The sequence below is a fragment of the Paenibacillus sp. MSJ-34 genome (genome assembly GCF_018918005.1).
Classification (GTDB): Bacteria; Bacillota; Bacilli; order Paenibacillales; family Paenibacillaceae; genus MSJ-34.
This window is the reverse complement of sequence record NZ_JAHLPR010000021.1, coordinates 71,831-94,789: the sequence shown is the minus strand read 5'-3', so window position 1 is coordinate 94,789 and position 22,959 is coordinate 71,831. Positions and strand designations below refer to the sequence as shown.

Here is a 22,959-nt window from a genome sequence, read left to right as displayed (position 1 = left end):
GTAGACTTCACCTAAAAGGTGCTCCTCTCTTTGGGTGTAGTGTTCTCGACAAACACCATTCTACCAAAGATTTGGGCACTTTTTTATGTTTTCAATGAACGGTACTTTCGAAATTTAGGATAAATTAAATGAGGTGAAAGGGGAAAGGTATGAACATGAAGGGTAAGAAAAAATGGATTCTTGGCGTCCTATCCGCGATCGTGGCCTTGTCGCTTATCGTAGGATGCAGCGGGGGCGGGGGCACTTCGCAGGGGCCGGCGGAACCGACGCCCCAGACAGGGCAAGAGCAGACGAACGAAGGGCAAGGACAACAGCAAGAGGAAGCCAGCGACCTGTATCCGCTCGGGAAAGAGCCGCTTGAGATTTCTTTTTACGGACACTACGACTGGTATTCGACGCCTCCTTGGGGCAAGGACGAAGCTTCCAAATGGATTAAAGAAAATTTGAAAGTGAATATTAAACCGATCCAATCCGGCAACGAAGCCGAGAAGAAGCTGCAAACGATGATAGTGGCAGGACAGTTGCCCGATATTATATGGACCGAACGCGGAGCGGATGTGGAGCGGCTGCGCGAAGCGGGCATGCTTGTCCCGCTGGACGATTATATGGAGAAATATCCGAACTTGAAAAAATGGCTCGGGGAAGATACGTTGAAAATGCTTCGCTCCGAGGACGGCAAATTGTACCAATTCCCGAACTGGTACACGAACCAGCCGAACGGAAACGCCGGCTATGCCGTCAACAAGAAAATTTACAAAGAACTAGGTTCGCCTAAGTTGGAAACGACCGACGATTTGTATAATTACCTCAAATTAGTAAAAGAAAAGTACCCGAATGTCATTCCGTTCGAAACGACCACGGCGAAAGAAGGCAACGGCATCGACCAGCTTTATTCCGCTTTTAAAGAAAACAACCGCAGTTATACAAGACATTTCTTCGTGCCGGACGGCGATAAAATGACATCCATATTTTTGGATGAGCCGTTCCGCGAAGCGACGGTATACGCCGCCAAATTGTTCCGTGAGAAATTAATGACGCAAGATGCGTTTACGCAAACGGAAGACAAAATTACCGAGAAGGTGATGAACGGGCGCGTAGCTGTATTGGCGAGCTCCGATCCGATGAAATTCGCGATGCCTGCCGATGCGGAACTGTCCAAAAAGGATCCGGATGCAGGATACTTTATGATTTGGCCGATTTATAAAGAAGGCTTGGATAAGAACAAGATTTATCCGGGAAGCTATAACGTGCTTGGATGGAACGTCGCGGTCATTACGACGAGCGCCAAAGATCCGGAAGCCGTTTTCGCATTCCTTGACTGGTATACCGGTCCGGAAGGGCAAACATTGTTGATGTGGGGACCGGAAGGAAGATTCTGGGACGGATGGGAAGAGGACGGAATTACGCCGAAATTTACGGAAAAATATGTAACGGAGAAAGATGAACTTGCCAAGCTGCAAGGCGAAACGACCAACATTACTTGGGTCGGCAATACGGTGTATGTCGATAACGTCAAAACGAAATACGAATCAACGCTGGATGAGAATGACCGCAACTGGGCTACGCGTTGGCAATCGGAAGTGACGTGGAAAACGCAAAGCGATGCGACCGAGTTCGTCAACCTGGCTCCGATGCCGGAATCCGAGGAAGGCATCATCTACCAGCGCGTCAAGGATATTTGGCTGAAAGTAAGATCGCAAGCGTTGACCGCCAAGACGGACCAAGAGGTTCTCGACATTTTGGATAAGGCTCATGCCGACTCCGTTAAGTCCGGCTACGACAAACTGTTGGAATACTACGACAAAAAATGGAAAGAAAATTTGAAAGCGCTAGGCCGCTAATCGTTTATTAGCTTTAAGAAATGGCGAGGGAATGCTATGATTTTAATAGTATCCCTCGTTTCTTCTCATTATGAACGGCAAGTCTCGTATTGTGGGATCGTTATAGAATGTAAAGGATCGGCAAGTGAAATCAACCTACCGTGTTATTTAAAGGTCTATAGGGGCGAGGACGATGAGAGTTAGCATTTTCGATGTAGCGAAAAAGTCCGGATTGTCGGTAGTTACCGTATCGCGTGTTTTGAACAATTCCTCGTCGGTACGGGAGAAAAACAGACAAAAAGTGCTGGATGCGATGAGAGAATTGAATTACCATCCGAATGCGGCTGCAAGAAGCTTGGCGAAGGGAAAAACGCGCATTATCGGCCTGATCGTAACGACGTTGCAAGACTCCTTCTTGGATGAGGTTGTGAATGAAGTTACAAATACGTTGGAGGCGCATGGCTATTATTTGGCGCTTTCCGTATCCCCGGGCTTGGAAAACGAAGAACATTACTTGATTCAAGAAGATCGAGTGGACGGGCTGATCATTTTATCCCCTATTAAGGAAGAGCAGTATGTGGTCGAATTAACGAAGCGCAAAATTCCGTTTGTACTGATCGACAATCAGAAGATCATTCCATCCGTCTTCAATGTGATCGTCAATAATTTTCAAGGAGGTTACGATGCCACCCGGCATTTAATCGAATTGGGACATACGAAAATCGCGCATATACGAGGTCCGGAATATTTCTTAAGTTCGGTCGAACGGGAGAAAGGTTATAGGCAAGCGTTGCGGGAAGCCGGCTTGCAGCCTTTCGCGATCGAACAGGGCGCGTTCGCGATGGACGACGGTTATCTAATCGGGCGCAAATGGATGGAAGCCGACCGTCTGCCGACCGCCGTTTTCGCATGCGACGACAACATGGCAGTCGGATTGATCAATGCTTTGATGCAGGAGGGCATTCGCGTGCCGGATCATGTATCCGTCGTCGGATACGACGATCAGTATTTCGCCTCTGCGCTGCACCCGCATCTTACGACCGTGAAGCAGCCTACGGTACAGATCGGGCGGACGGCCGTCGACTTACTAATGAAGCAAATCAACGGCAATGCGATACGCAGCAAAACGGTCAAGCTCGAGCCCAAGCTGATTGTCCGCAATTCAACGGCAGCGCCGCGCATGTAACATGATGACGACATCCGAACACTCTTTATCCTTTATCCGCTTTCCTTGCAATCGTAGGAGGGCGGTTTTTCCTTTTGGGACGACAGATCGAACGTTTGGAATGGAAGAAGGCGTTATTGTGAACAATCGGAAGCGGCGTGCATTTTTGCGATAGATTATAGTAAACTGGTTGTAAAACTTGCTGGAAAGCGAATGATTAGCCAATGCGCAATGATATTTGTCATACATGTTCATTTCCAAAACGATCTACTTTATGGTTGCTGGCCGTTCTTGGGATATTCATATTCTCTCTCTGCCTTCGGCCGGTTGCCGCGCAAGCTCATGCCGTGATCGAGCGCATGGTTCCGGATGCGAATGAGCGGCTCCAAGAGGCTCCGCCGGCCATCGAGCTTCAATTCAACGAGAGGATCGAGGCGGATGTCGCTTCGCTTACGCTGCTGGATTCGAACGGGAAACCGGCGGCGGCAGCGGAACCGGAGCCGAGCGAAGACCGCAAGACGTTGCGGCTGTCTCTTCCTGCATTGGAAGACGGCGTATATACGGTAAGCTACCGCGTCATTTCCGCTGACGGCCATCCGGTTTCGGGCGCTTATGTGTTTACGGTCGGCGAACCGGACAAGCGGATCGACGCGACGACGTTCGTTCCCGGCGGACAAACCGGGCACGCGGGCCACGGCGGCCACGGTCACGGCGAATCGGACGGGGCGCTAACGTTGGAACAGTTTTTGTTCTACGCTTCGCGGGTTTTCTACTACGCCCTGCTGCTGGCGGTGGCCGGGACGGCGCTATGGCACGCTCTGCGTCGCGGCGGGACGGAAGCATGGACCCGATTGCTTCGCCAGGCAGGCAAATATATGTTGCCGCTCCACTTGGCGGCGCTGGTCGTCTATATTTATTTTCAGGGCAGCAGCTTGCTTGCAGGACAACCGATCGGGGATTGGCTGAAGCTGTTCCTAAGCACGAAGATCGGCTTGTCTTGGCTCGCTTCGTTCGCGCTCGGGCTCGCAGGCTTTGCCGTTTGGATGCGCGGCCGCTGGTTGACCGCGCTTTGGGCCGTGCTGCTGCTCGGCGCCAAATGCTGGAGCGGCCATAGCGCCGCGTTTGAACAGCCGGCGTATACGATGGCGCTGAACGGCGTACATTTGCTTGCCGCTTCGATTTGGGCCGGCGGCCTCATGTTATTGTTCGCGCTATGGCGGACTCGGAGCGAACCGCTGCAGCCGTTCGCGCAGCAATTCTCGAATGCGGCCGTTTGGTCGATGATCGCGTTAACGGTGACGGGCGTCTTGTCTACGTTTGCATTTTTGCCTGATCTTAGCTATTTATTGCTGACGGCCTGGGGGAAATTCCTGATCGTCAAAACAGCTCTGGTGCTGCTTGTCATTGCGACCGGATATTTGCTTCGCCGCCGCGTGCGCCGCGGGAATCCGGTTTCCGGTTTGCTGCTTCGCATCGATGCGGCATGGCTAAGTGCCATCGTATTGATCGCAGCCATCTTTACGTATTTCAGCCCGCTGCCGGCCAATGAAACGCTGCTATGGCATGAGATGGGCGACGAATTGCATACGACGATCAAGATTACGCCGAACGCGCCGGGGGACAATCGCTTTATCGCCAAAGTATGGCTTCCCGAACAAAGCGGCACGCCCAAACGGGTGACGTTCCGCTTAAAACCGCTTGACCGCCCGGAAGCAGGCGCGATCGACGTGCCGCTAGCCCCATACGAAGATAGGGAATTGGACGAGTTTGAAGGATTCGTGAAATATTCATACGACAGCAAAGGTCCTTATATGGCATTCCCCGGCCGCTGGCAAGTCGAATTGCGCATTATGGACGCCGATGACAATGAATATGTGAAACGTAAGGAGTTCCGGATATACTGATGTCATATAAACAAATTAAATGTTTGATCCTTTGGGTGCCGACGGTCACAATCGCGCTTTGGGAATATGCGCGGCATTCCTTTCTTCTCCCCTATATTTCCATGGATTTGGGGAACTTCTTGGCGGTCGTTCTCGTGTTTCTGGTGACGATTACGATTATGCGCCGCTTGTTTGGGCTGCTGGAAGATACGCAAGAGAGGCTGCAGCGCGAACAACGGGAGAAAGCGGCGCTGAAAGAGCGGGAGAAGCTGGCGCAGGAGTTGCATGACGGGATCTCCCAATCTTTGTTCATGCTGTCGGTGAAGCTGGATCAGTTGGAAGCTTCCGAGACGGCCGAGGAACGGGATCTCCGGATGGACAAATTGCGGCAAACGGTGCGCCATGTATACGATGACGTTCGGCAAGCGATTGGGAATTTGCGAACGGAACCGGCTGTTTCCGACATGCCCTGGTCGCAATCGGTAATGACGATGCTTGAAGAATATAAGCAGGATACGGGATTCGATGTCATCGTCGATTGGCGGATGTCGGAAGACAAGTTTACTTCCAAAGAGAAAATCGAATTATTCGCATGCTTGCGCGAGGCGCTCATCAATGTCCAAAAGCACGCCCAAGCCACGACGGTGCGGGTTGTCGGCGAATCGGAAGGGGAACAGTTCCGCTGCCTCATTGAAGACGACGGAATCGGTTTTGCCGGAGATCCGTTTCAGGCGAAAGGGAGGTATGGGCTGGTCATGATGCGGAGCCGGACGCAGCTAATGGGGTGGAAGCTTGACATAAAACGAAGCGGGGATAGAACGATCGTTGAAATTTGCAAATGAAACGAGGAGGAGCGGGGATGGATTCATTTCGCGTCATTATCGTTGACGATCATGCGCATGCGAGAGAAGGGATGCGCGACATTTTGTCGGTCGATCCGATGTTTGAAGTCGTTGCCGAAGGGGTGAACGGCCTTGAGGCGATTGCGTTGACGGAACAATATATGCCCGATTTAATATTGATGGACATTTCCATGCCGGAAATGGACGGGCTGCAGGCGACGAAACGGATTAAAGAGCAATTTCCTTACGTGAAAATCGTCATGGTGACCGTCTCCGACGACATTACCCATCTGTTCGAAGCGTTGAAAAAAGGGGCGCAAGGCTATTTGCTGAAAAATTTGCGGCCTTCCGCGTGGCATGAGTATTTGCGGGCGATCGCAATCGACGAAGCGCCGATGTCCAAAGAGCTTGCTTTTCGCATTTTGCAGGAGTTTTCAAGGAAAGAAACGACGAAGATGCCCGTCTCCACGCCGCTAACGTCTAGGGAAAGGGAAATATTGGAGCGCGTGGCGAAAGGCGAGTCGAATCGCGAAATTGCCGAACGGCTCACCATTTCCGAGCATACCGTCAAAAATCATCTGAAAAATATTTTGCAAAAACTGCATTTGGACAATCGCGTGCAGTTGACACGGTATGCATTGGAAAACGGTCTAATCGTAAATTGAAATGGAAACAAGTTATTGTTGAAATGGTGAACGACCGTAGCCCTGTTGAGTCATGCAAGCGGCGGCTTCGTGTTATATACTTTTGGATAAGACAAAGTGGAGAGAGGATTGGGTTCATATGAAAAAATGGTTCGTGGCAATGCCGTTGCTGCTCGTATCTATGCTGCTGTTCGCCGGTGCGGCAAGCGCGCATGTTGTCGTGTACCCGCAAGAAACGAAGCAGGGTGCTTACGAGAAATTTACGGTACGCGTTCCGAATGAGAAGGATATCGCGACAGTGAAGGTGCAAGTGAGAATTCCGGAGACAGCGGCCATATCCCGCGTCGAGCCGAAACCGGATTGGAACTATGAAATGGAGAAAGACGAATCCGGCACAGTAACGAGCATTACTTGGACAAGCACAGGCGCCGGCATTCAGGACGGCGAATTCGTCGAGTTCAATATGCAGGGCAAAGTGGCCGACGATGCTGCGCAGATCGTCTGGAAAGCTTATCAAACCTATGAGGACGGCAGCGTCGTCGAGTGGACCGGCGCGGAAGATTCGGAGACTCCCGCCTCGGTGACGAGCGTAAACGGGAAAGCGACAGGCCATGGCGACGGGCACGGCGGGGGCGTTGACGCCGCTGCAGCGGGCGAGGCGGCTGCAGCCGATGAGGAAGCGCCGATCGACAATTCGGCCAGAAATTCGATTCTTGCCCTTAGCTTCGGTATTGCCTCGATGATATTAAGTGTAATCAATTTGATCATCTTATTATTCAAAAAAGCGAAAAATTAACTCGGATCGGCCGTCTTTTACGCGTTTGCGGGGATGGCGGCCTGTTTTCTTTTTCTACCATACCTGCCTCTATATGATGTTTTTCTTCGCCTTCTGTCGAAATCCCGTTCGTTCAGGAGGTTGCATCTGCTTCGCCAGACGGTCGTCCCCACATGCGTGGGATCCCGCATACACAACCGCTAGTTTAGGAAAAATTTGTCTCGTTTTCGTCAATATCTCGCCGACTTTTCAAAAAGGTGGTCGACTTTGTTGATTGTCTCGCATTCATAAGGGAAATTTCTTGGCTGGTGGTCACACATGTTGTACGGAGTACAACATTTTTGGGACAGGAAGGGTCGAATCGTAGGTTATGTTGCACAATGTACAACAAAATCGCAAATATAACGGGTTAACGCCCCCCATCTGCCCTCGAATTGTTGTAAAAAATACAACATAGGCGTTGTTTTCCTATAGATAGGGTGCTAAATGTTGTATATTGTACATCATACCCAGCTTTCTCATATACCTGAGCGGGTGATGGGAATCCTCAACATCTCGATGGAAATGCGAGCCTCCGGCTCGCGGAAAAGAGGGAGATGTTGACGCTCGTCCTATTGGGGCTGCTCCAATGAGGCATGCACGGACGGTCGCCCCCACACGCGCGGGTTCTCACCCCACACAACCGCCAATTAAAAAAAACCACCCGGAGGTGGCATGCTTTATGTATGGAGCGGGTGATGGGAATCGAACCCACGCTACCAGCTTGGAAGGCTGGAGTTCTACCATTGAACTACACCCGCAAATACTAAAATGGTCGGGACGACACGATTTGAACATGCGACCCCCTGGTCCCAAACCAGGTGCTCTACCAAGCTGAGCTACGTCCCGAAGTATTTGTTTTCCGCCGTTAACAGCGACAAGAAATAATATATCACGTACTCGTTCCTTTTGCAACTGGTATATTATTACATTCACTCCAATCCTGCATTTCCTGATCTCCCTTTGTCAGTATCTCTCTCATTCAGAAAGTCAAAGGTTCAAACAATGAGCTCTTCTGGTATTGGATGCGATCTGCGATCTTATCTTGAGTCAGTCTGAACGAAGGGGATTTCGACAGAAGGCCGAAAAAGTTTAATAGATCCGAGCTTCGTTTTAGCCATACGTTTGAAGAAATTCGCGCGTCAGCGGCGGGATGCGGTACGGGAACCGTTCAAACAGCCCGCAACCAAATGAATTAGCTGGATTTCCTGGCGTTAATTTGTTGGAATGAACGGGAATTGGAAGTCTAGCGGTAGAATGCGGCGTTAATTTCAAGCATGTGGGGCGATTCGGTCGATTTGCCAATGATTAACGGTAGTATTTCCATCTAATTCGGCATCACAGTAGGGAAGGCATAAATTAACGCCAGAAATTGGAGCAAATTAAAGGCAAAGGCGGCAAGGGCGCATCATCCGCCGCCTCATTTTCAAAATATCGGACAAAGCGATATAATAGCGATAAGGTTAACACAGGGAGTGGAAAGAAATGAAGTCGATCACGATTTTAATAGCCGACGATGAGACGGAAATTGCCGATTTGATCGAGTTGCATCTGCAAAAGGAAGGGTACCGTTGCATAAAAGCAGCCGATGGGCTGGAAGCCGTGCAGGCGGTGAAGGCGCATTCCGTCGATTTGGCGATATTGGACATTATGATGCCGAATTTGGACGGCTATGAAGCGATTAGGCAAATTCGGGAGCATTATTATATGCCTATTATTTTCTTGAGCGCCAAAGCGACCGATCTCGATAAAATCGCGGGGTTGATCAGAGGCGCGGACGATTATGTGACCAAACCGTTCAACCCGATGGAATTGGTCGCCCGCGTGAATGCCCAATTGAGGCGTTCCATGCAGTTCAATCAACAGGCGCAGGGGAATAAATCTACCCTGGAGGCGGGAGGATTGATCATTTATCCCGAAGAACGGACGGTTTATCTTTACGGCAAACCTGTCGAGCTGACGCAGAAAGAGTTTGACATTTTGGCGCTGCTGGCCGGTTACCCCAAGAAAGTATTCAGCTCGGAGCATATTTTTCAGCAAGTATGGGGCGAGGCCTATTACGAAGGCGGCGGCAATACGGTGATGGTGCATATTCGTTCTTTGCGGAAAAAACTCGGCGAAGATACGCGAAAAGACAAGCTGATCAAAACCGTTTGGGGAGTAGGTTATACGTTCAATGGCTAAATTGATTCGAAGTTTTCGCTCCAAAATGATATTGCTGTTCGGCTTAAGCATGGTCTGTTCCGGTATCATAACCTACATCATTTATAAAATTCTTCAACTCTATTATCATACGACGAAGGTTGAAGATCCGTTGACCAAAGTCCGTTATTTCATAAGAGAAGTAGGGGACGTTAATTCCTTTTTAATTATTTTCATTCCGCTCGCGATTTTATTTTTCTTTCTCTTCACTAAACGGTATGCGACGTATTTCCAGGTTATCTCGGGCGGCATTCATCAGCTTGCGAACGGCGATTTTGACAGTCGCGTCTCGATTCCGACCAAAGACGAATTCGGCGATATTGCCAGAGATATTAATTTGGCAAGCGAAAAATTGCGGCTGGCGTTGGAAAGAGGAGATTTTGCGGAGAGCAGCAAGGAGCAGTTGGTTTTGAATTTGGCGCATGATTTGCGTACGCCGTTGACCTCCGTCATCGGGTATTTGGATTTCATTCTTCGGGACGACCGGCTGACTCCGGAACAAACGAAACATTACACGAGCATTGCCTTCGCCAAGTCGCAACGCTTGGAGAAGCTAATCGACGAATTATTCGAAGTTACCCGCATGAATTACGGCAAGCTTACCGTCGATAAGAAACCGATTGATCTTAGCGAGCTTCTTACCCAATTAACCGAGGAATTATACCCTCTTTTTGAGAAAAACCGTTTAACGACGCGACTGCATATTACCCCGGATATCACGATTCAGGCCGACGGCGAGCTATTGGCGCGCGTATTTGAAAATTTGCTGACGAATGCCGTCCGCTATGGCAAAGACGGCCAGTTTATCGATATTCATTGCCATATCGATGAAGCGGATGCGGTCGTTCAAGTGGTCAATTACGGCGATTGCATTCCCCCGGACGAGTTGCCGCATATTTTCGATATGTTCTATACCGGCGACCAATCGCGAACGTATCGTGAAGGCAGTACCGGACTAGGATTGTTCATTGCGAAAAATATCGTCGGGCAGCATCAAGGCGCCATTTCGGCTCAAAGCGACGTCATTCGTACGCTCTTTGAAGTTCGCCTGCCTTGGGAAAACGGCGAATCCGAACGTCCCGAGTAACGGTTGTGCCGACCATTTAAGGAATATTTTAAAAATACCCCACTTCTTTTTTTAAACATTTCGTCCTATTCTCTATGAATGAGGGCAGGAGGAAATGAAGAATGAAGAAGTGGGTTTTTTGGCATGGATTCGCAATGAAGACGAAAAAATGGTTCCGCAGAGACACGGCGGCGGCATGGCTGTTTCTCGCCCCAAGCGGAGCGGGATTTGCACTGTTCTATCTTATTCCGTTTGCCATGGGCGTACTTTACTCCTTTATGGACAGTACGATAGACGGTCATTTTGTCGGGGTGGACAATTATCGCGAACTGCTTGCGAGCGCTTCGTTCCGAAAGGCGGCGTCGAATACGTTTTATTTCACCGCGGTTAGTGTGCCCGTTATGATTGTGCTGTCGCTAGGCTTGGCGATGCTGCTGAATAAAAATGTTTATTTCCGAAAATGGTTCAGAACTTCCTATGTGCTGCCGCTTGTCGTTCCCGTCGCCTCGATTATTCTGATCTGGCAAATGCTGTTTGATTGGAACGGCTCCTTGAACGCTTGGCTAACTCAGTTCGGATTGGAACGCGTGGATTGGATGAAAAGCGATACCGCTCGAATGGTGGTGATTGTCGTTTATCTATGGAAGAACATCGGCTATAACGTGATTTTATTTTTGGCGGGACTACAGCAAATTCCGAAGGATTATTATGAAACCGCTCAAGTGGAAGGCGCGGGGCGCTTACGGCAGTTTGGCAGCATTACGCTGGTCTATCTCACGTCCACCATGTTCTTTGTCGTCATGATGTCGATCATTAATTCGTTTAAAGTATTTCGGGAAACGTATTTGATCGCAGGCGATTATCCGCATGACAGCATCTATATGCTGCAGCATTATATGAACAACATGTTCGCGTCGTTGGACATTCAGAAGCTGACCGCGGCGGCGACTTTGATGGTTGGCTGTATTCTTCTGCTCGTCATGGGTTTGTTTGCGCTGGAACGCCGGTATCGGCAGTTCATGGAATAGGGGGGAGGAAAGAGCGATTGCAAGTGACCAAAGGTTTGCGAAAAACAAAAGGTTTGCAAAAAAGCGCGTTAACGGTCGTCATGGGCGCTATTGCGGTCCTGTTATTATTCCCGATCGTGATCACTTTTACAAATTCGCTTATGACGGAACTGGAAATTGGAATCAATTACGGGCCCATCGGGAAAGCGAGCGAAGCGGCTGCAGGGACAGCCAATCCATTTGTTAATTTAAAATTGCTGCCGGATCAAGTCTCTTTGGAGCAGTACGGCAAAGTGCTGGTAAACAGTCCGAAATTTTTAATGATGTTCTGGAATTCGGCGTTTATGGTGGTGCCGATCATCGCAGGTCAGACCCTTGTAGCGGCGTTTGCCGCCTATGCGCTCTCCAAGCTTCATTTTCGCGGCCGCGATACGCTGTTCATTGTCTATCTCTTATCGATGCTCATGCCGTTCCAAGTGACGCTCGTGCCAAATTACATGATGGCGGATACATTGGGGTTGCTGAACAGCCCGGGGGCTATTATATGGCCCGGCATATTCGCGGCTTTCGGCGTGTTTATGCTGCGCCAGTTCATGCTGCATATTCCGTATGCCTATATCGAAGCAGCTAAGCTTGACGGTGCCGGTCATTTACGGATTTTCTCTACGATCATCGTCCCTATGATCAAACCGGGCATAGCCGCGCTTGTGATCCTGTTATTCGTCGATTATTGGAACATGGTAGAGCAGCCGCTTATTTTTCTGGACGATTCGTTCAAGCAGCCGCTATCCGTTTATTTATCGAGGATCAACGAGGGCGAGCAGGGTGTCGCTTTCGCTGCATCGATCCTTTACATGACTCCGATGGTGCTGTTGTTTCTATACGCGGAAACGTATTTTATCGAAGGCATTCAACTGTCCGGCATCAAGGGGTAGGTTTGCAGAGCGGATGCCAACGAGGCGAATTTCGCTGAAGCATAAGCGGTTAGGAGGTGAAAGACGTGGACATGGAGTTACAAAATGAGACGGCCGATCGAAGGCGCAAACGAAACATTCAAGTCGCATTCATAGCTTTTATAGGGTTGCTGGCGATTTTGACGTTATTCGGCAACACGTTGCAGTCGCTGACAATGCCGAAGGTGAGAACGGAAAAGGCGGTAAACGGAAGTCTTGTACATACGCTCGAAGGCAGCGGCATCTTGTACCCGGTTGGCGAGGAGAAACTATCGAATCCTGACGGCTGGAAGATCCGGAAGATTCTCGTAAAAGAAGGAGACCATGTGAAGAAGGGGCAAAAGCTGATCCTCTATGACAGCAAATCTGCCGAGCGAGAATTGCAGGATGAGGTCACCCATTTGGAAAAGCAGAAAATCGAGCTGCAAAATACGCAAGATCAGTTCATCCAGGCAACGATGGAAGGGGACGAACTCGAGATTCGCAATGTAAAACGCGAGATCGAAACGCGCAAGCTTGATCTGGGCGTGCAGGAACGTAAAATTGACGAATTGAGAGACCGACTGGCAAGCCAGAAGGAACTGACGGCTCCGTTCGACGGGATGATTACGAAAATCAACGCGGTTGAAGGATTAGCGTCTGGAGAAGGAGATGTTCTGATTGCAAACGATCGTTTGGGTTACCGGTTTGAAATGACCGCTGATGCCAAGCTGTTATCCGGCTTAGGGATATCGATTGGGGAAAAGATCGAAGTCCAGGTCAATACCTCCCAAGAACAACAGACCCGTATCGTCGACGGCACGATTGATGAAATGGCGAATGCGGAACCGCGTACCGACAATTCATCGAGTTTGGATTCGGGCAAGATCCGGACCATTCCTCAGAAGGTTCTTCGCATCAAGGTAATTGATGCCGAACTGAAGGGGGGGGAGCAGGCATGGGTCAAACTCGAGAAGCGCTCGAACCAAGAGGGATTCGTCATTTCCAATGCGGCGATTCATCAGGATCGGGAGGGCATGTTTGTGTATAAAATTGATGAGCAGCGGGGCGCATTGGGCAATGTCTTCGTTGCGCGTAAATTCAAGCTTGATTCGAGTGAAACGAATGACAAGGAAACGATGATTCAATCGGGCAGCCTCTTTGAAGGGGAGCTCATTGTTGTGGAGAGCAGCGAACCATTGCAGGACGGCGATCGTGTTCGTCTGCAATAGAAAAATAGATTCGATATAGTAGAGGAGTGGAACTCATATGACGAAAAAAAGGCTATGGATGGTATTCATTGGTATGATGATGATCGCAATGACGGCATGCAGTTCCGGAGGCAGCGGGGAAGAGAAGAACCAAGGGAAACCGGTCAAGTCGGATGGGAAAACCGTCCTTACTTTGACGATCCTGCAACCGGACGAATTTTACCAGACCGTAAAGAAAAAGTTTGAAGAGAAATACCCGGAGATCGACCTGCAAATCATATCTTATAAGCAACAAGCGGGGGAAGAGTGGACGGTTGGCGATTTCGAAAAGTACCAAAAAACGACGAATACGGCACTGCTATCTGGAAAAGGCGCGGATATTATCGAAATAGGCGGCTTGCCTCTCAAAGAATATATAAGCAAACAGTTTCTCCTGAACATGGAAGATTTATTGGAACAAGACAGTACATTGAATAAGAGCGAGTTGCAAACGAACGTTTTGGAAGCGGCGAAGAAGGCGCATGGCGGCTTATATGCGATGCCATCCGGATTTTACCTGGAGGCGTTCGTGGGAGACGGAGACATTCTCGCAAACGCAAGCGTGAAAGCGGACGATAAGATCTGGGGCTGGAAGGAGTTCGGGGAGATCTCCAGAACACTGAAGCAGCAGGCAGGCGAGAGCGGCTTCGCTTTGGCAGGCACCCCGCCGGAACGAATCCTTTATGAAACGGTTTTTGATCATTTCGAACAGTTCGTTGACAGTGCGGCGAAGAAGGCAAACTTCGACTCTCCCTCATTCGTGGAAACTATGCAACAATTAAAAAAATGGTATGACGAGAAGGTGATGACTGCCAATCAAGCGGAAGCGGGTAAACAATTGTTCTACAATACCTATTTTTACTCGCCGGCCGACTTGATCAATATTCCGTATCAATTCTTCTCGAATCCGAAACTGCTGCAAAAGCCGCATGCGGAAGGACAAAACGGTGTAACAATCACACCTTCATTCGAGTTTGCGATTTCAGCCAAATCGTTAGTCAAGGAGGAGGCATGGAAATTTGTTTCCTTCTTGTTATCCGAAGAAGTGCAATCCTTGCAAGATGGAATTTCATTGCATAAATCTGTGAATGAGAAGAAGCTGAACGACATCAAGGAGCAAATGAAGAATGGAACGTTCAAGCTTCCAGATGGGAAAGCAATCAACGTGCCGAACGAACAATTTGCCCAAATCCAGGAGATCATCAACGCGGCAGATCACTATATGAACTACGATCCTAAAATTGTTCCCATGATCGAAGAGGAAGCCAAACCGTTTTTCAACGGACAAAAGACTGCCGAGGAAGCAGCGAAGCTGATTCAGAACCGGGTGACAACCTACTTAAACGAGTAGAAAGGGCAGTCGAGAAGCGTAGCTCGGGCAATGCGCCTCGAACCGATCCGGTTCGAGGCGCTTCACATCATCAGTCCCAGCACGCCGCGAATCATTCCGAGCGTGAACAAGGCGCCCATGATCATGGCCAGGCTTGCCATCACTCCCTCGATGCGGCCGAATTCGAACGCTCTCGTCGTTCCGATGCCGTGCGCCCCCATGCCGAGCAGCAGCCCCCGCGACACGCTGCTTCGAAGGCGGAACAGCCGGATCATGGGCGGGCCGATCACGACGCCGATAATGCCTGTCATAATAACGAATACGGCCGTTATCGCAGGGATGCCGCCAAGCGATTGCGAAACGTTCATCGCGATCGGCGTCGTAATCGAGCGCGGAGCCATGCTTTCGATCAATTGGGCGTCCATTTGCATCCACTCGGCCAGCAGCACGGAAGTGACGATCGCAACGAAGGAACCGAACAGGACGCTCGATATCATTTCCAGAGCATGTTTTTTGAGCAATTGAAAATATTTGTACAACGGCACGGCAAACGCAACAGTTGCCGGTCCGAGCAGATCGGTCAATACCTGCGTGCCGGCATGGTACGATTCGAACGGGACGCGGAATGCGAGGAGACCGGCAATCAATAGAACCGGCACAATGATGACCGGAGACAGATACGTTCGTTTGAAACGTTGATACAACCGGTCCGTTCCCCAATAAATGCCGACGGTAAGAAGCAGACAAGCGATGGCGATCATGCGGTCTCCCTCCCTTTTTTGCGCGAGATGAACTCGGCAAGCAGCCCGGTGCATGCCATCACGGCAAAGGTGCTGAGACCGATCACCATAATAAGCCGGAGGACGGAAGAAGCGATCAATTGTTGGTACTGAACGATGCCGACGACGGAAGGTATGAAAAACAATAGCAGTTTGGAAAGCAGCCAATCGGCTCCTTGCTCGATCCATTCAAGCCGGATCCATTTCAGTTGCAGCAAGGCGAACAGGATGCCGAGGCCGATGATGCTGCCGGGAATCGGCAAGCCGAAATATTCGGATATGACGTTGCCAAGTAAAGTTAAACCGGTCAGAAGTCCAAGCTGCCCGATGATTTTGGCGATTTTCCACATGTTGAATACTCCTCTCGATATTGAGTATACTTCGCGCTTCAGAATAGGTAAAATACATATATTGAATGATATTTATGCTTTTTATCTATAAATCACGGATACAAGATCAGATGTTTATCTTGTTTTAGGAGGAAACGCTCGAATGGATATCCGGCATTTAAACTATTTTCTGGAGGTCGCGAAATATCGAAGCTTTACGAAAGCGGCGGAAACGCTGCATGTGACGCAGCCGACGATCAGCAAAATGATTAAGGCGGTCGAAGAGGAATTGGGCGTCTTATTGTTCGACCGTTCCACCAAACATATCGAATTAACGGACGCGGGCCGGGCGATTCTAGTGCAAGCGCAGCAAATCGTGCATTCCTTCGATCATTTGGCTTCCGAACTGGCGGATGTGATGGAAATGCGGAAAGGGACGATCCGCATCGGCATTCCTCCGATGACCGGCGCGCCTTTCTTCCCTGCGGTCATCGCCGAATTTCACCGGTTGTACCCGGGCATTCGCATTCGCCTGATCGAAGAAGGGGGACGAACGATCGAGCGGGAAGTGGAGAACGGCTCGCTCGATATCGGGGTGGCGGTGCTGCCGGTCAATGAAGCGCAGTTCGAAGTGCTGCCGTTTGTGGTGGACGACCTCAAGCTTGTTCTGCATCCAGATCATCGGTTGGCGGGACGCGAGTCCGTGCGGCTGGAGGAATTGCGCGACGAGCCGTTCATCATGTACCGCGAAGATTTCGCTTTGCACGAGATGATTACGACGGCGTGCATTCGCGCCGGTTTTCGCCCTAACATTGCTTATAGCAGCTCCCAATGGGATTTTATTAGCGAGATGGTCGCGGTCGGACTCGGCGTGGCGCTGCTGCCGCAGACGATTTGCCGCAAGCTCGATCCCGGCCGGATCGCTGCGGCGAAGCTCGAAGCTCCGGCGATTTCATGGAATTTGGCGATGATATGGTCCAAAGACCGGTATTTGTCGTTTGCGGGACGCGAGTGGCTCCGATTTGCGCGTACTACATTTTGCTTGCCGCAACCAACGCAAGAAGAATGATAAACAACAACATCGGTCATAAAAACACATAAAACAAACAAAAAATCATTGACATTCGTCATGAATCAACCTTAATATGATAGTGAAACGACAGGATCGACGAAAGAGTTCTGTTCGTTTCGATTCCGGTGATGTATGGGGGATAGGATGTCCTTAACTTTTGAAGAACGGAAAAAAACGATTTTGCAGCTGCTGACGCAGGACGAGAAGGTACGGGTGCCGCATCTCGCAGAACGTCTGAACGTCTCGTCGGAAACGATCCGCCGCGATTTGGACCGCTTGGAGAAGGAAGGGCTGCTCAAGAAAGTATACGGCGGGGCCGTAAAGGCGCGAATGCATGCGGCGGAGCTGCCGTATTTGCAAAGAATGCAAACGAATCGCGAGGAGAAGGAAGCGATCGGCAAGTTGGCCGCCGGCCTGGTGAAGGACGGAGAGACGATTATGATCGACAACGGCACCACGACGATCGAGGTGATCCGCCATTTGCACGAGCGGCCGGACGTCACGATCGTGACCCATTCCGTGTCGGCCATGATGTTGGCTATGGAACGCTTTCCGGGACGCGTCATTTTCGCCGGAGGCGAGATCGACGTATCCTTGCAATCCGCGGGAGGGGCGTTAACGGAACGCTTGCTCGAGCAGTTGAAGGTACATAAAGCTTTTATTTCGGTCGGAGGTATTTCGCTGGTCGACGGGATTACGGACTATGATTTGAAGGAAGCGAGCGTGTCCCGCAAAATGATGGAACGTGCGGAAGAAGCGATCGTGCTCGCGGACCATTCCAAGCTGGGGGCGTCGGCTTTTGCGAAAATCGCGGATTTGCAGGAAGTTTCGATGATGATCATCGGCCGGCAATGTCCCGAGGAATGGATCGAGCATTTGCGGCGGAAGCAAATTGAAATCGCACTGGCGTAAAGAGGCGGAAGCGGGATGAGGATTGACTTCGCTTCCGCTTGAAGGGGAGCGGGACGGCGCGGGCAACAACGAAGAAGAATGAAACGGAAGGGGAAGGGCTGTGATGAAACATGCTTTTACGTTCCGCGAGAGCGGTACGTTTACGATCGCGCAATTTACGGACGTTCATTGGAACGACTGGGGGGAGCCGGGCTTGAACAGCGAAGAGGAGAATGCGCGCTCCCTCGCTTTGATGCAGCTAGTATTGCGGGAGGAGCGGCCCGATCTGGTCGTATTTTCCGGAGACGTCATCTCCGCGGGCAGATGCCGCGATCCGCGGGAGTCGTTCCGCGCCGCCGTATCGGCTGTGGAAGAAAGCCGCACGCCATGGGCGGTGGTGTTCGGCAATCACGACACCGAAGCGCAGATTACAAGACAGGAGCTGATGGAGGTCGCGGCGGGATTCGAATACGCGGTTGCCGAACCGGGACCCGCGGCTGTCAGCGGCGTCGGCAATTACATTCTGCATGTGCGGGATGGCGAAGGAAACGTCGGAGCGGCGCTTTACTTTTTCGATTCCGGCAATTTGTCCGCCTTGTCCCATGTGGAAGGGTACGACTGGATTCGTCGCGATCAAATCGGCTGGTACGAACGGGAATCCCGCCATTTAACGAACGTCAATGGAGGCCGGCCGCTGTCGGCGCTCGCCTTTCTCCATATCCCGCTGCCCGAATACCGCGAGGTATGGGAAAGCCAGACATGCTACGGGCATAAGTATGAGGAAGTATGCTGTCCGCCGGTCAACAGCGGATTGTTCGCGGCGATGGTCGAAATGGGCGATGTGATGGGCACGTTTGTCGGGCATGACCATATTAACGACTATACCGGTACGCTGCACGGCATTCGACTATGTTACGGCCGGGCAACCGGATTTAATACGTACGGGCGCGAAGGATTTCCGCGCGGGGCGCGGATGATCCGAATGAAGGAAGGCGAGCGCGATTTCGATACTTGGCTCCGGCTGGAAGACGGCTCGAAGGTGACCAAGCAGCCCGAGCACCGTCCTTGTGGGTAAGCGACAATACGGACGCCGCGTGAGCGGCAATGATGGATACGGTACGGACTTGCAGACTGCGTTATAGCAGCCTCTGCAAGTCCGTTTTCGTTATCGTTCGTTGTTGCAGTACAACTCCGGCGGCCCTCCCATTGCTCAAACGTCGGTTGGTTCATACGCAAAAGTAACCGTTGTGAATCCGGTTTCAATAATGATATAGTAACAATTACATTAGCGGTTGAACGAGCGAGGAGGAAGAGGATGGAACATCAATGGTTGGCATGGGCCAAAAAAATACAAAGCATCGCGCAAATCGGATTAACATACGGCAAAGACGTGTACGACCTGGAGCGGTATGAAGAGCTCAGGCAGCTTAGCGTGGAGATGATGGCGGCCTATACGGATACGCCATTCGAGCGAATCCCGGATCTGTTCGCAAATGAAACGGGCTATGCGACGCCGAAAGTCGATATTCGCGCGGTCGTGTTCCGGGAGGGCAAACTGCTGCTCGTGCGGGAGAAAATCGACGGAGCTTGGTCGCTGCCGGGCGGCTGGGCCGATATCGGACTGACGCCGGCGGAGGTTGCCGTCAAGGAAGTGCGCGAAGAATCCGGATTCGACGTCAAGCCGGTTCGCCTGCTCGGCATTCTTGATAAAAAATGCCATCCGCACCCGCCTTCGCCGTATCATGTATACAAAGTATTTATCCGCTGCGACATTACCGGCGGAGAAGCCAGCCAAGGGGTCGAGACGAGCGGCGTCGGCTTCTTCGGTCCGGACGAGCTGCCGGAACTTTCGACGGAACGGAATACGATCGGACAGATCGGACGCATGTTCGAATTTTGGCATCGTCCGGACGCCCCCGTTTTGCTCGATTAAGGAGAGGCAACGATGCTGGCCAAACTGCAGCGATACGTGAACGGGATCAACTTGCAAAACAAGCTGATCGTGCTGTTTCTGCTTCTTTCCGTCATTCCGCTGGCGCTACTCGGCACGTTTTCATACTACAAATCGTCGAATGTTATCCAGGAAAAAGTATATCAAACGGTGTTGGAAAATTTATCGCAAGTCAATTTCAGCCTCAATTATTTCGTCCGGGATATCGAGCAGCTTTCGATGTATATATACGGAAGCTCCGACATTCAAGAGGTGCTTGCGAAAGATCCGAACCGCAGCCTTGTCGAAAAGTACGAAGACGAGAAAAAAATGAACCGCATTCTCGAATCGTTTCTCGGGTTCAAAAATTGGGATATTGAAATTTATTTGCTCGGATTGAACGGGGACCGGTATTTTACGGGCGATTTGCTGCCGAATCCGTACGCGGAATTTAACCCGAACTGGGGGTTGTTCCGCAAAGCGCGATTAGCCGAAGGCAATGTCGTATGGGATACGCATTACGCGATGAAGAAAATCGACGACTTCGGCGTCGTGCTCAGTTCGGGCAGATTGATCAAAAAAATCGACACCAACCAGCCGCTCGGCTATTTAGTGATCGATATTATGGAGCCGGCGCTGGCCGACAAATACAATAAAGCCCATTTATACCCGGGCGGACAAGTGTTTCTGCTGGACAGAAACGGGTATACGATATCCAGCATTCCGTCGAAACAGCAAGTCGGCACGAAGCTGAACGAAAGCTTCCTGCCCAAAGTGCTGGAAGGCAAAAAAGGCTTCTTCAATGTCAAGGAGCCGTCGGGCGATTCGTCGATGATCATTTACGATACGTCGGAAGCGACGGGCTTTAAATTGATCAGCAAGGTGCCGGTTGCGGCCGTAACGAAAGACAGCCTCAGCATCCGCAATTTAACGGTCGCGGTCATCGTTCTGGAAGTGATCGTATTTTTCGGGATTGCTTATTTAATTTCGCGCACATTGACGCAGCCGCTCCGCAAATTGCGCTCGCTCATGCGCCAGGTTGAAAGCGGCAACATGAACGTCATGTTCCCGTCCCGTTACGACGACGAAATCGGGCAGCTCGGGCAAAGCTTCAACAATATGCTGCAGCAAATCAAATTGCTGATCAACGAAGTGTACGAGAAGCAGCTTATGGTGCAGCAGGCGGAATTGAAGGCGGTGCAAGCGCAATTCAATCCCCATTTTTTGTACAATACGCTCGATTCGATCAACTGGATGGCACGCATTTACAAGGTGGACGATATTAGCCGCACGGCGATTTCGCTTGGCGAACTGCTGCGGTTCAGCATCCGCAAGGACGGGCCTTTTATTCCGCTCGGCGAAGATATGAGGCAAATCCGCAATTATTTGGTCATTCAGCAAATCCGGTACCGCGACAAGTATGAAGTGACATTCGATCTCGATCCGAGCCTCGAATCGTTGTATACGCTGAAATTGCTGCTTCAGCCGATCATCGAAAATGCGATTACCCACGGCTTGGAAATGAAAGTCGGCAAAGGGAAGCTGGATATCCATGTGGCCAAAATCGGCGACCGCATCCGGTTCGTCGTTCGCGACGACGGAATCGGAATGTACCCGGGAACGGCCGAACGGATTATGAGCGGCGGGTACGCTTCGGATCATCCAGAGAAGACGGGGATCGGGCTCGAAAATGTGCGGAAGAGGCTGCTTCTCTATTTCGGCCGAAATTATCGGCTTTCCATCGACAGCGCGCCGCAGCAAGGAACGACGGTGCAAATCGAAATACCCGTTTTGAATAGCGCGGAGGAGGGAGAACATGTATCGAATCGTCATAGCGGATGACGAATGGGTCATCCGGGAAGGATTGAGACGGACGATTCCGTGGGAATCGTTCGATTGCGAAATTGTCGGAGAAGCGGAGGACGGCATCGGCGCTTGGGAGCAAATCGAATGCAGCGCGCCCGATATTTTGCTGACCGATATTCGAATGCCCGGCTGCGACGGGCTGGATTTGGCGACGCAAGTGTCGCGCCATTATCCGCAAGTGAAAATCGTCTTCCTGACAGGGTTCGGCGAGTTCGCATACGCGCAAAAGGCGATTAAAGTCGGCGCGGCGGATTATATTTTGAAGCCGACCGATCCGGACGAGTTGATGAAAATTATACGCCGCATAACGGGCGAGATTGCGGAAGAGCGGCGCAAAGTGGACCATATGAAACGGCTCGAATGGCAAATCGCGATGCTGAACGGCACGGAAGAACAGGAGCCGCCCGCTTTGCAGCTTAAGGAAAAATACGATTTCAGCGCCATCGACGACTATTTGGAACGGCATTATGACGAGGATATATCGCTGCAGGAGGTGGCCTCGATCGTGCATATGAGCGAAGGCCATTTCTGCCGTCAGTTCAAGAAGCAGACCGGGCTGAACTTTGTCGAATATTTGACGAAAATCCGCGTGGAGAAGGCGAAGCCGCTGCTCGCCGATCTCAGCCTGAAAATTTACGAAGTATCGGAAAGGGTAGGTTATCAGGATTCGCGCTATTTCAGCCAAATTTTCCGCAAAGTAACCGGCGAAACGCCCACGGAATTTCGCAAGCAGTTGCAGCAAACGTGACACGCTGCAGTCCGCGCAAGGCGGATGATGAATCATGTATTTTATGCCTGCACCATCGCAGCTTTTTCCGCGTCGCTCGACGAGACGGATGGAGAAAATGCGATAGTGCAGTTTTTTTATGATTCCCGATCCATAAACGACCTTCCTTTGCCGCATCGATCAGGCGGAGTAACAAGGCCTGTTCAAGTATAATCCTGCTCAGGTATGCGAAAAATCGTACAAAACAAGCGGCTCACACTTCCAATCCATCGACTTAGTTCGAAATTTCATACATACTCGCCGATTTGAGCCCTGATCCTGCAAAGGTATACGAAAAATCGTACGAAACGAGCCGCGCACGCATCGAATCCGACTATTTTCGGCTGTTGGCGCAATTAGCGTCTCCTGTG

20 protein-coding genes and 2 tRNA genes are annotated in these 22,959 nt (G+C 50.8%); 18 read left to right on the top strand and 4 right to left on the bottom strand.

Features of this window, described 5'->3' with window-relative positions; genetic code table 11:
* Nucleotides 1-155: 155 nt before the first annotated feature.
* The 6 genes from KQI79_RS12450 (at nucleotide 156) to KQI79_RS12425 (ending at nucleotide 7,150) form a co-directional block, all read left to right on the top strand.
* Nucleotides 156-1,841 (top strand): extracellular solute-binding protein, encoded by a 1,686-nt coding sequence (locus tag KQI79_RS12450; RefSeq protein WP_216538558.1) that lies wholly within the window; start codon nucleotides 156-158, stop codon nucleotides 1,839-1,841.
* Between the two features lie 172 nt (nucleotides 1,842-2,013).
* Entirely contained in the window at nucleotides 2,014-3,006 is a 993-nt protein-coding gene (locus KQI79_RS12445) for a LacI family DNA-binding transcriptional regulator (protein ID WP_216538557.1), read from the top strand.
* A gap of 326 nt (nucleotides 3,007-3,332) precedes the next feature.
* Nucleotides 3,333-4,889, top strand: a complete 1,557-nt coding sequence (locus KQI79_RS12440; RefSeq protein ID WP_216538556.1) for a copper resistance CopC/CopD family protein — start codon at nucleotides 3,333-3,335, stop codon at nucleotides 4,887-4,889.
* On the top strand, nucleotides 4,889-5,710 hold the full coding sequence (locus tag KQI79_RS12435; protein ID WP_216538555.1) for a sensor histidine kinase: 822 nt from the start codon (nucleotides 4,889-4,891) through the stop codon (nucleotides 5,708-5,710). Before KQI79_RS12440 ends, KQI79_RS12435 begins: the two co-directional genes overlap by 1 nt.
* A 17-nt stretch (nucleotides 5,711-5,727) precedes the next feature.
* Nucleotides 5,728-6,375, top strand: coding sequence for a response regulator (locus tag KQI79_RS12430; RefSeq protein ID WP_216538554.1), 648 nt, complete (start codon nucleotides 5,728-5,730; stop codon nucleotides 6,373-6,375).
* A gap of 118 nt (nucleotides 6,376-6,493) precedes the next feature.
* Entirely contained in the window at nucleotides 6,494-7,150 is a 657-nt protein-coding gene (locus tag KQI79_RS12425; protein WP_216538553.1) for a YcnI family copper-binding membrane protein, read from the top strand.
* Between the two features lie 705 nt (nucleotides 7,151-7,855).
* On the opposite strand, the gene KQI79_RS12420 is transcribed toward KQI79_RS12425, so the two are convergent.
* Together KQI79_RS12420 and KQI79_RS12415 are read right to left on the bottom strand one after the other, a co-directional pair.
* Nucleotides 7,856-7,929: transfer RNA gene (locus tag KQI79_RS12420), tRNA-Gly, on the bottom strand.
* An 11-nt stretch (nucleotides 7,930-7,940) separates the two neighbouring features.
* A tRNA-Pro gene (locus KQI79_RS12415) sits at nucleotides 7,941-8,017 on the bottom strand.
* Nucleotides 8,018-8,653: 636 nt separating this feature from the next.
* On the opposite strand from KQI79_RS12415, the gene KQI79_RS12410 reads away from it, so the two are divergent.
* The 6 genes from KQI79_RS12410 to KQI79_RS12385 all read left to right on the top strand — a co-directional run bounded on the left by KQI79_RS12410 (nucleotide 8,654) and on the right by KQI79_RS12385 (nucleotide 14,976).
* Entirely contained in the window at nucleotides 8,654-9,352 is a 699-nt protein-coding gene (locus KQI79_RS12410) for a response regulator transcription factor (protein ID WP_216538552.1), read from the top strand.
* Nucleotides 9,345-10,457 carry a sensor histidine kinase gene (locus KQI79_RS12405; protein ID WP_216538551.1) on the top strand — a complete coding sequence of 371 codons (1,113 nt, stop codon included), beginning with the start codon at nucleotides 9,345-9,347 and terminating at the stop codon, nucleotides 10,455-10,457. Before KQI79_RS12410 ends, KQI79_RS12405 begins: the two co-directional genes overlap by 8 nt.
* Before the next feature lie 101 nt (nucleotides 10,458-10,558).
* Complete coding sequence (locus tag KQI79_RS12400; protein WP_216538550.1) at nucleotides 10,559-11,464, top strand: carbohydrate ABC transporter permease; 906 nt, start codon at nucleotides 10,559-10,561, stop codon at nucleotides 11,462-11,464.
* An 80-nt stretch (nucleotides 11,465-11,544) separates the two neighbouring features.
* Complete coding sequence (locus tag KQI79_RS12395; protein WP_216538568.1) at nucleotides 11,545-12,378, top strand: carbohydrate ABC transporter permease; 834 nt, start codon at nucleotides 11,545-11,547, stop codon at nucleotides 12,376-12,378.
* Between the two features lie 71 nt (nucleotides 12,379-12,449).
* Nucleotides 12,450-13,607 (top strand): efflux RND transporter periplasmic adaptor subunit, encoded by a 1,158-nt coding sequence (locus tag KQI79_RS12390; protein WP_216538567.1) that lies wholly within the window; start codon nucleotides 12,450-12,452, stop codon nucleotides 13,605-13,607.
* Nucleotides 13,608-13,644: 37 nt separating this feature from the next.
* Nucleotides 13,645-14,976 (top strand): extracellular solute-binding protein, encoded by a 1,332-nt coding sequence (locus KQI79_RS12385; protein WP_216538549.1) that lies wholly within the window; start codon nucleotides 13,645-13,647, stop codon nucleotides 14,974-14,976.
* 62 nt (nucleotides 14,977-15,038) lie between these two features.
* Here the strand turns inward: KQI79_RS12385 and KQI79_RS12380 are convergent, their stop codons facing one another.
* On the bottom strand, nucleotides 15,039-15,716 hold the full coding sequence (locus KQI79_RS12380; RefSeq protein WP_216538548.1) for an LrgB family protein: 678 nt from the start codon (nucleotides 15,714-15,716) through the stop codon (nucleotides 15,039-15,041).
* On the bottom strand, nucleotides 15,713-16,084 hold the full coding sequence (locus KQI79_RS12375; protein ID WP_216538547.1) for a CidA/LrgA family protein: 372 nt from the start codon (nucleotides 16,082-16,084) through the stop codon (nucleotides 15,713-15,715). The genes KQI79_RS12380 and KQI79_RS12375 overlap by 4 nt, the downstream gene beginning before the upstream one ends.
* A gap of 142 nt (nucleotides 16,085-16,226) precedes the next feature.
* Between KQI79_RS12375 and KQI79_RS12370 the strand changes: the two genes are divergently transcribed.
* The 6 genes from KQI79_RS12370 to KQI79_RS12345 all read left to right on the top strand — a co-directional run bounded on the left by KQI79_RS12370 (nucleotide 16,227) and on the right by KQI79_RS12345 (nucleotide 22,570).
* Entirely contained in the window at nucleotides 16,227-17,132 is a 906-nt protein-coding gene (locus tag KQI79_RS12370; protein WP_216538546.1) for a LysR family transcriptional regulator, read from the top strand.
* A 147-nt stretch (nucleotides 17,133-17,279) separates the two neighbouring features.
* Nucleotides 17,280-18,047 (top strand): DeoR/GlpR family DNA-binding transcription regulator, encoded by a 768-nt coding sequence (locus KQI79_RS12365; protein WP_216538545.1) that lies wholly within the window; start codon nucleotides 17,280-17,282, stop codon nucleotides 18,045-18,047.
* Between the two features lie 103 nt (nucleotides 18,048-18,150).
* A complete protein-coding gene (locus tag KQI79_RS12360; RefSeq protein ID WP_216538544.1) occupies nucleotides 18,151-19,101 on the top strand; it encodes a metallophosphoesterase family protein in 951 nt (316 codons plus the stop codon).
* A gap of 240 nt (nucleotides 19,102-19,341) precedes the next feature.
* Nucleotides 19,342-19,959 (top strand): NUDIX hydrolase, encoded by a 618-nt coding sequence (locus KQI79_RS12355; RefSeq protein ID WP_216538543.1) that lies wholly within the window; start codon nucleotides 19,342-19,344, stop codon nucleotides 19,957-19,959.
* A gap of 12 nt (nucleotides 19,960-19,971) precedes the next feature.
* Complete coding sequence (locus tag KQI79_RS12350; protein WP_216538542.1) at nucleotides 19,972-21,798, top strand: sensor histidine kinase; 1,827 nt, start codon at nucleotides 19,972-19,974, stop codon at nucleotides 21,796-21,798.
* Nucleotides 21,773-22,570, top strand: coding sequence for a response regulator transcription factor (locus KQI79_RS12345; RefSeq protein ID WP_216538541.1), 798 nt, complete (start codon nucleotides 21,773-21,775; stop codon nucleotides 22,568-22,570). Before KQI79_RS12350 ends, KQI79_RS12345 begins: the two co-directional genes overlap by 26 nt.
* The last annotated feature ends 389 nt before the right edge of the window (nucleotides 22,571-22,959 follow it).

Bases quoted from the DNA above. Each gene is read 5' to 3' on its own strand.
- KQI79_RS12450 (WP_216538558.1), top strand. From the start codon at position 156: ATGAAGGGTAAGAAAAAATGGATTCTTGGCGTCCTATCCGCGATCGTG.
- KQI79_RS12445 (WP_216538557.1), top strand. From the start codon at position 2,014: ATGAGAGTTAGCATTTTCGATGTAGCGAAAAAGTCCGGATTGTCGGTA.
- KQI79_RS12435 (WP_216538555.1), top strand. From the start codon at position 4,889: ATGTCATATAAACAAATTAAATGTTTGATCCTTTGGGTGCCGACGGTC.
- KQI79_RS12430 (WP_216538554.1), top strand. From the start codon at position 5,728: ATGGATTCATTTCGCGTCATTATCGTTGACGATCATGCGCATGCGAGA.
- KQI79_RS12425 (WP_216538553.1), top strand. From the start codon at position 6,494: ATGAAAAAATGGTTCGTGGCAATGCCGTTGCTGCTCGTATCTATGCTG.
- KQI79_RS12410 (WP_216538552.1), top strand. From the start codon at position 8,654: ATGAAGTCGATCACGATTTTAATAGCCGACGATGAGACGGAAATTGCC.
- KQI79_RS12405 (WP_216538551.1), top strand. From the start codon at position 9,345: ATGGCTAAATTGATTCGAAGTTTTCGCTCCAAAATGATATTGCTGTTC.
- KQI79_RS12400 (WP_216538550.1), top strand. From the start codon at position 10,559: ATGAAGAAGTGGGTTTTTTGGCATGGATTCGCAATGAAGACGAAAAAA.
- KQI79_RS12395 (WP_216538568.1), top strand. From the start codon at position 11,545: ATGGGCGCTATTGCGGTCCTGTTATTATTCCCGATCGTGATCACTTTT.
- KQI79_RS12390 (WP_216538567.1), top strand. From the start codon at position 12,450: ATGGAGTTACAAAATGAGACGGCCGATCGAAGGCGCAAACGAAACATT.
- KQI79_RS12385 (WP_216538549.1), top strand. From the start codon at position 13,645: ATGACGAAAAAAAGGCTATGGATGGTATTCATTGGTATGATGATGATC.
- KQI79_RS12380 (WP_216538548.1), bottom strand. From the start codon at position 15,716: ATGATCGCCATCGCTTGTCTGCTTCTTACCGTCGGCATTTATTGGGGA.
- KQI79_RS12375 (WP_216538547.1), bottom strand. From the start codon at position 16,084: ATGTGGAAAATCGCCAAAATCATCGGGCAGCTTGGACTTCTGACCGGT.
- KQI79_RS12370 (WP_216538546.1), top strand. From the start codon at position 16,227: ATGGATATCCGGCATTTAAACTATTTTCTGGAGGTCGCGAAATATCGA.
- KQI79_RS12365 (WP_216538545.1), top strand. From the start codon at position 17,280: ATGTCCTTAACTTTTGAAGAACGGAAAAAAACGATTTTGCAGCTGCTG.
- KQI79_RS12360 (WP_216538544.1), top strand. From the start codon at position 18,151: ATGAAACATGCTTTTACGTTCCGCGAGAGCGGTACGTTTACGATCGCG.
- KQI79_RS12355 (WP_216538543.1), top strand. From the start codon at position 19,342: ATGGAACATCAATGGTTGGCATGGGCCAAAAAAATACAAAGCATCGCG.
- KQI79_RS12350 (WP_216538542.1), top strand. From the start codon at position 19,972: ATGCTGGCCAAACTGCAGCGATACGTGAACGGGATCAACTTGCAAAAC.
- KQI79_RS12345 (WP_216538541.1), top strand. From the start codon at position 21,773: ATGTATCGAATCGTCATAGCGGATGACGAATGGGTCATCCGGGAAGGA.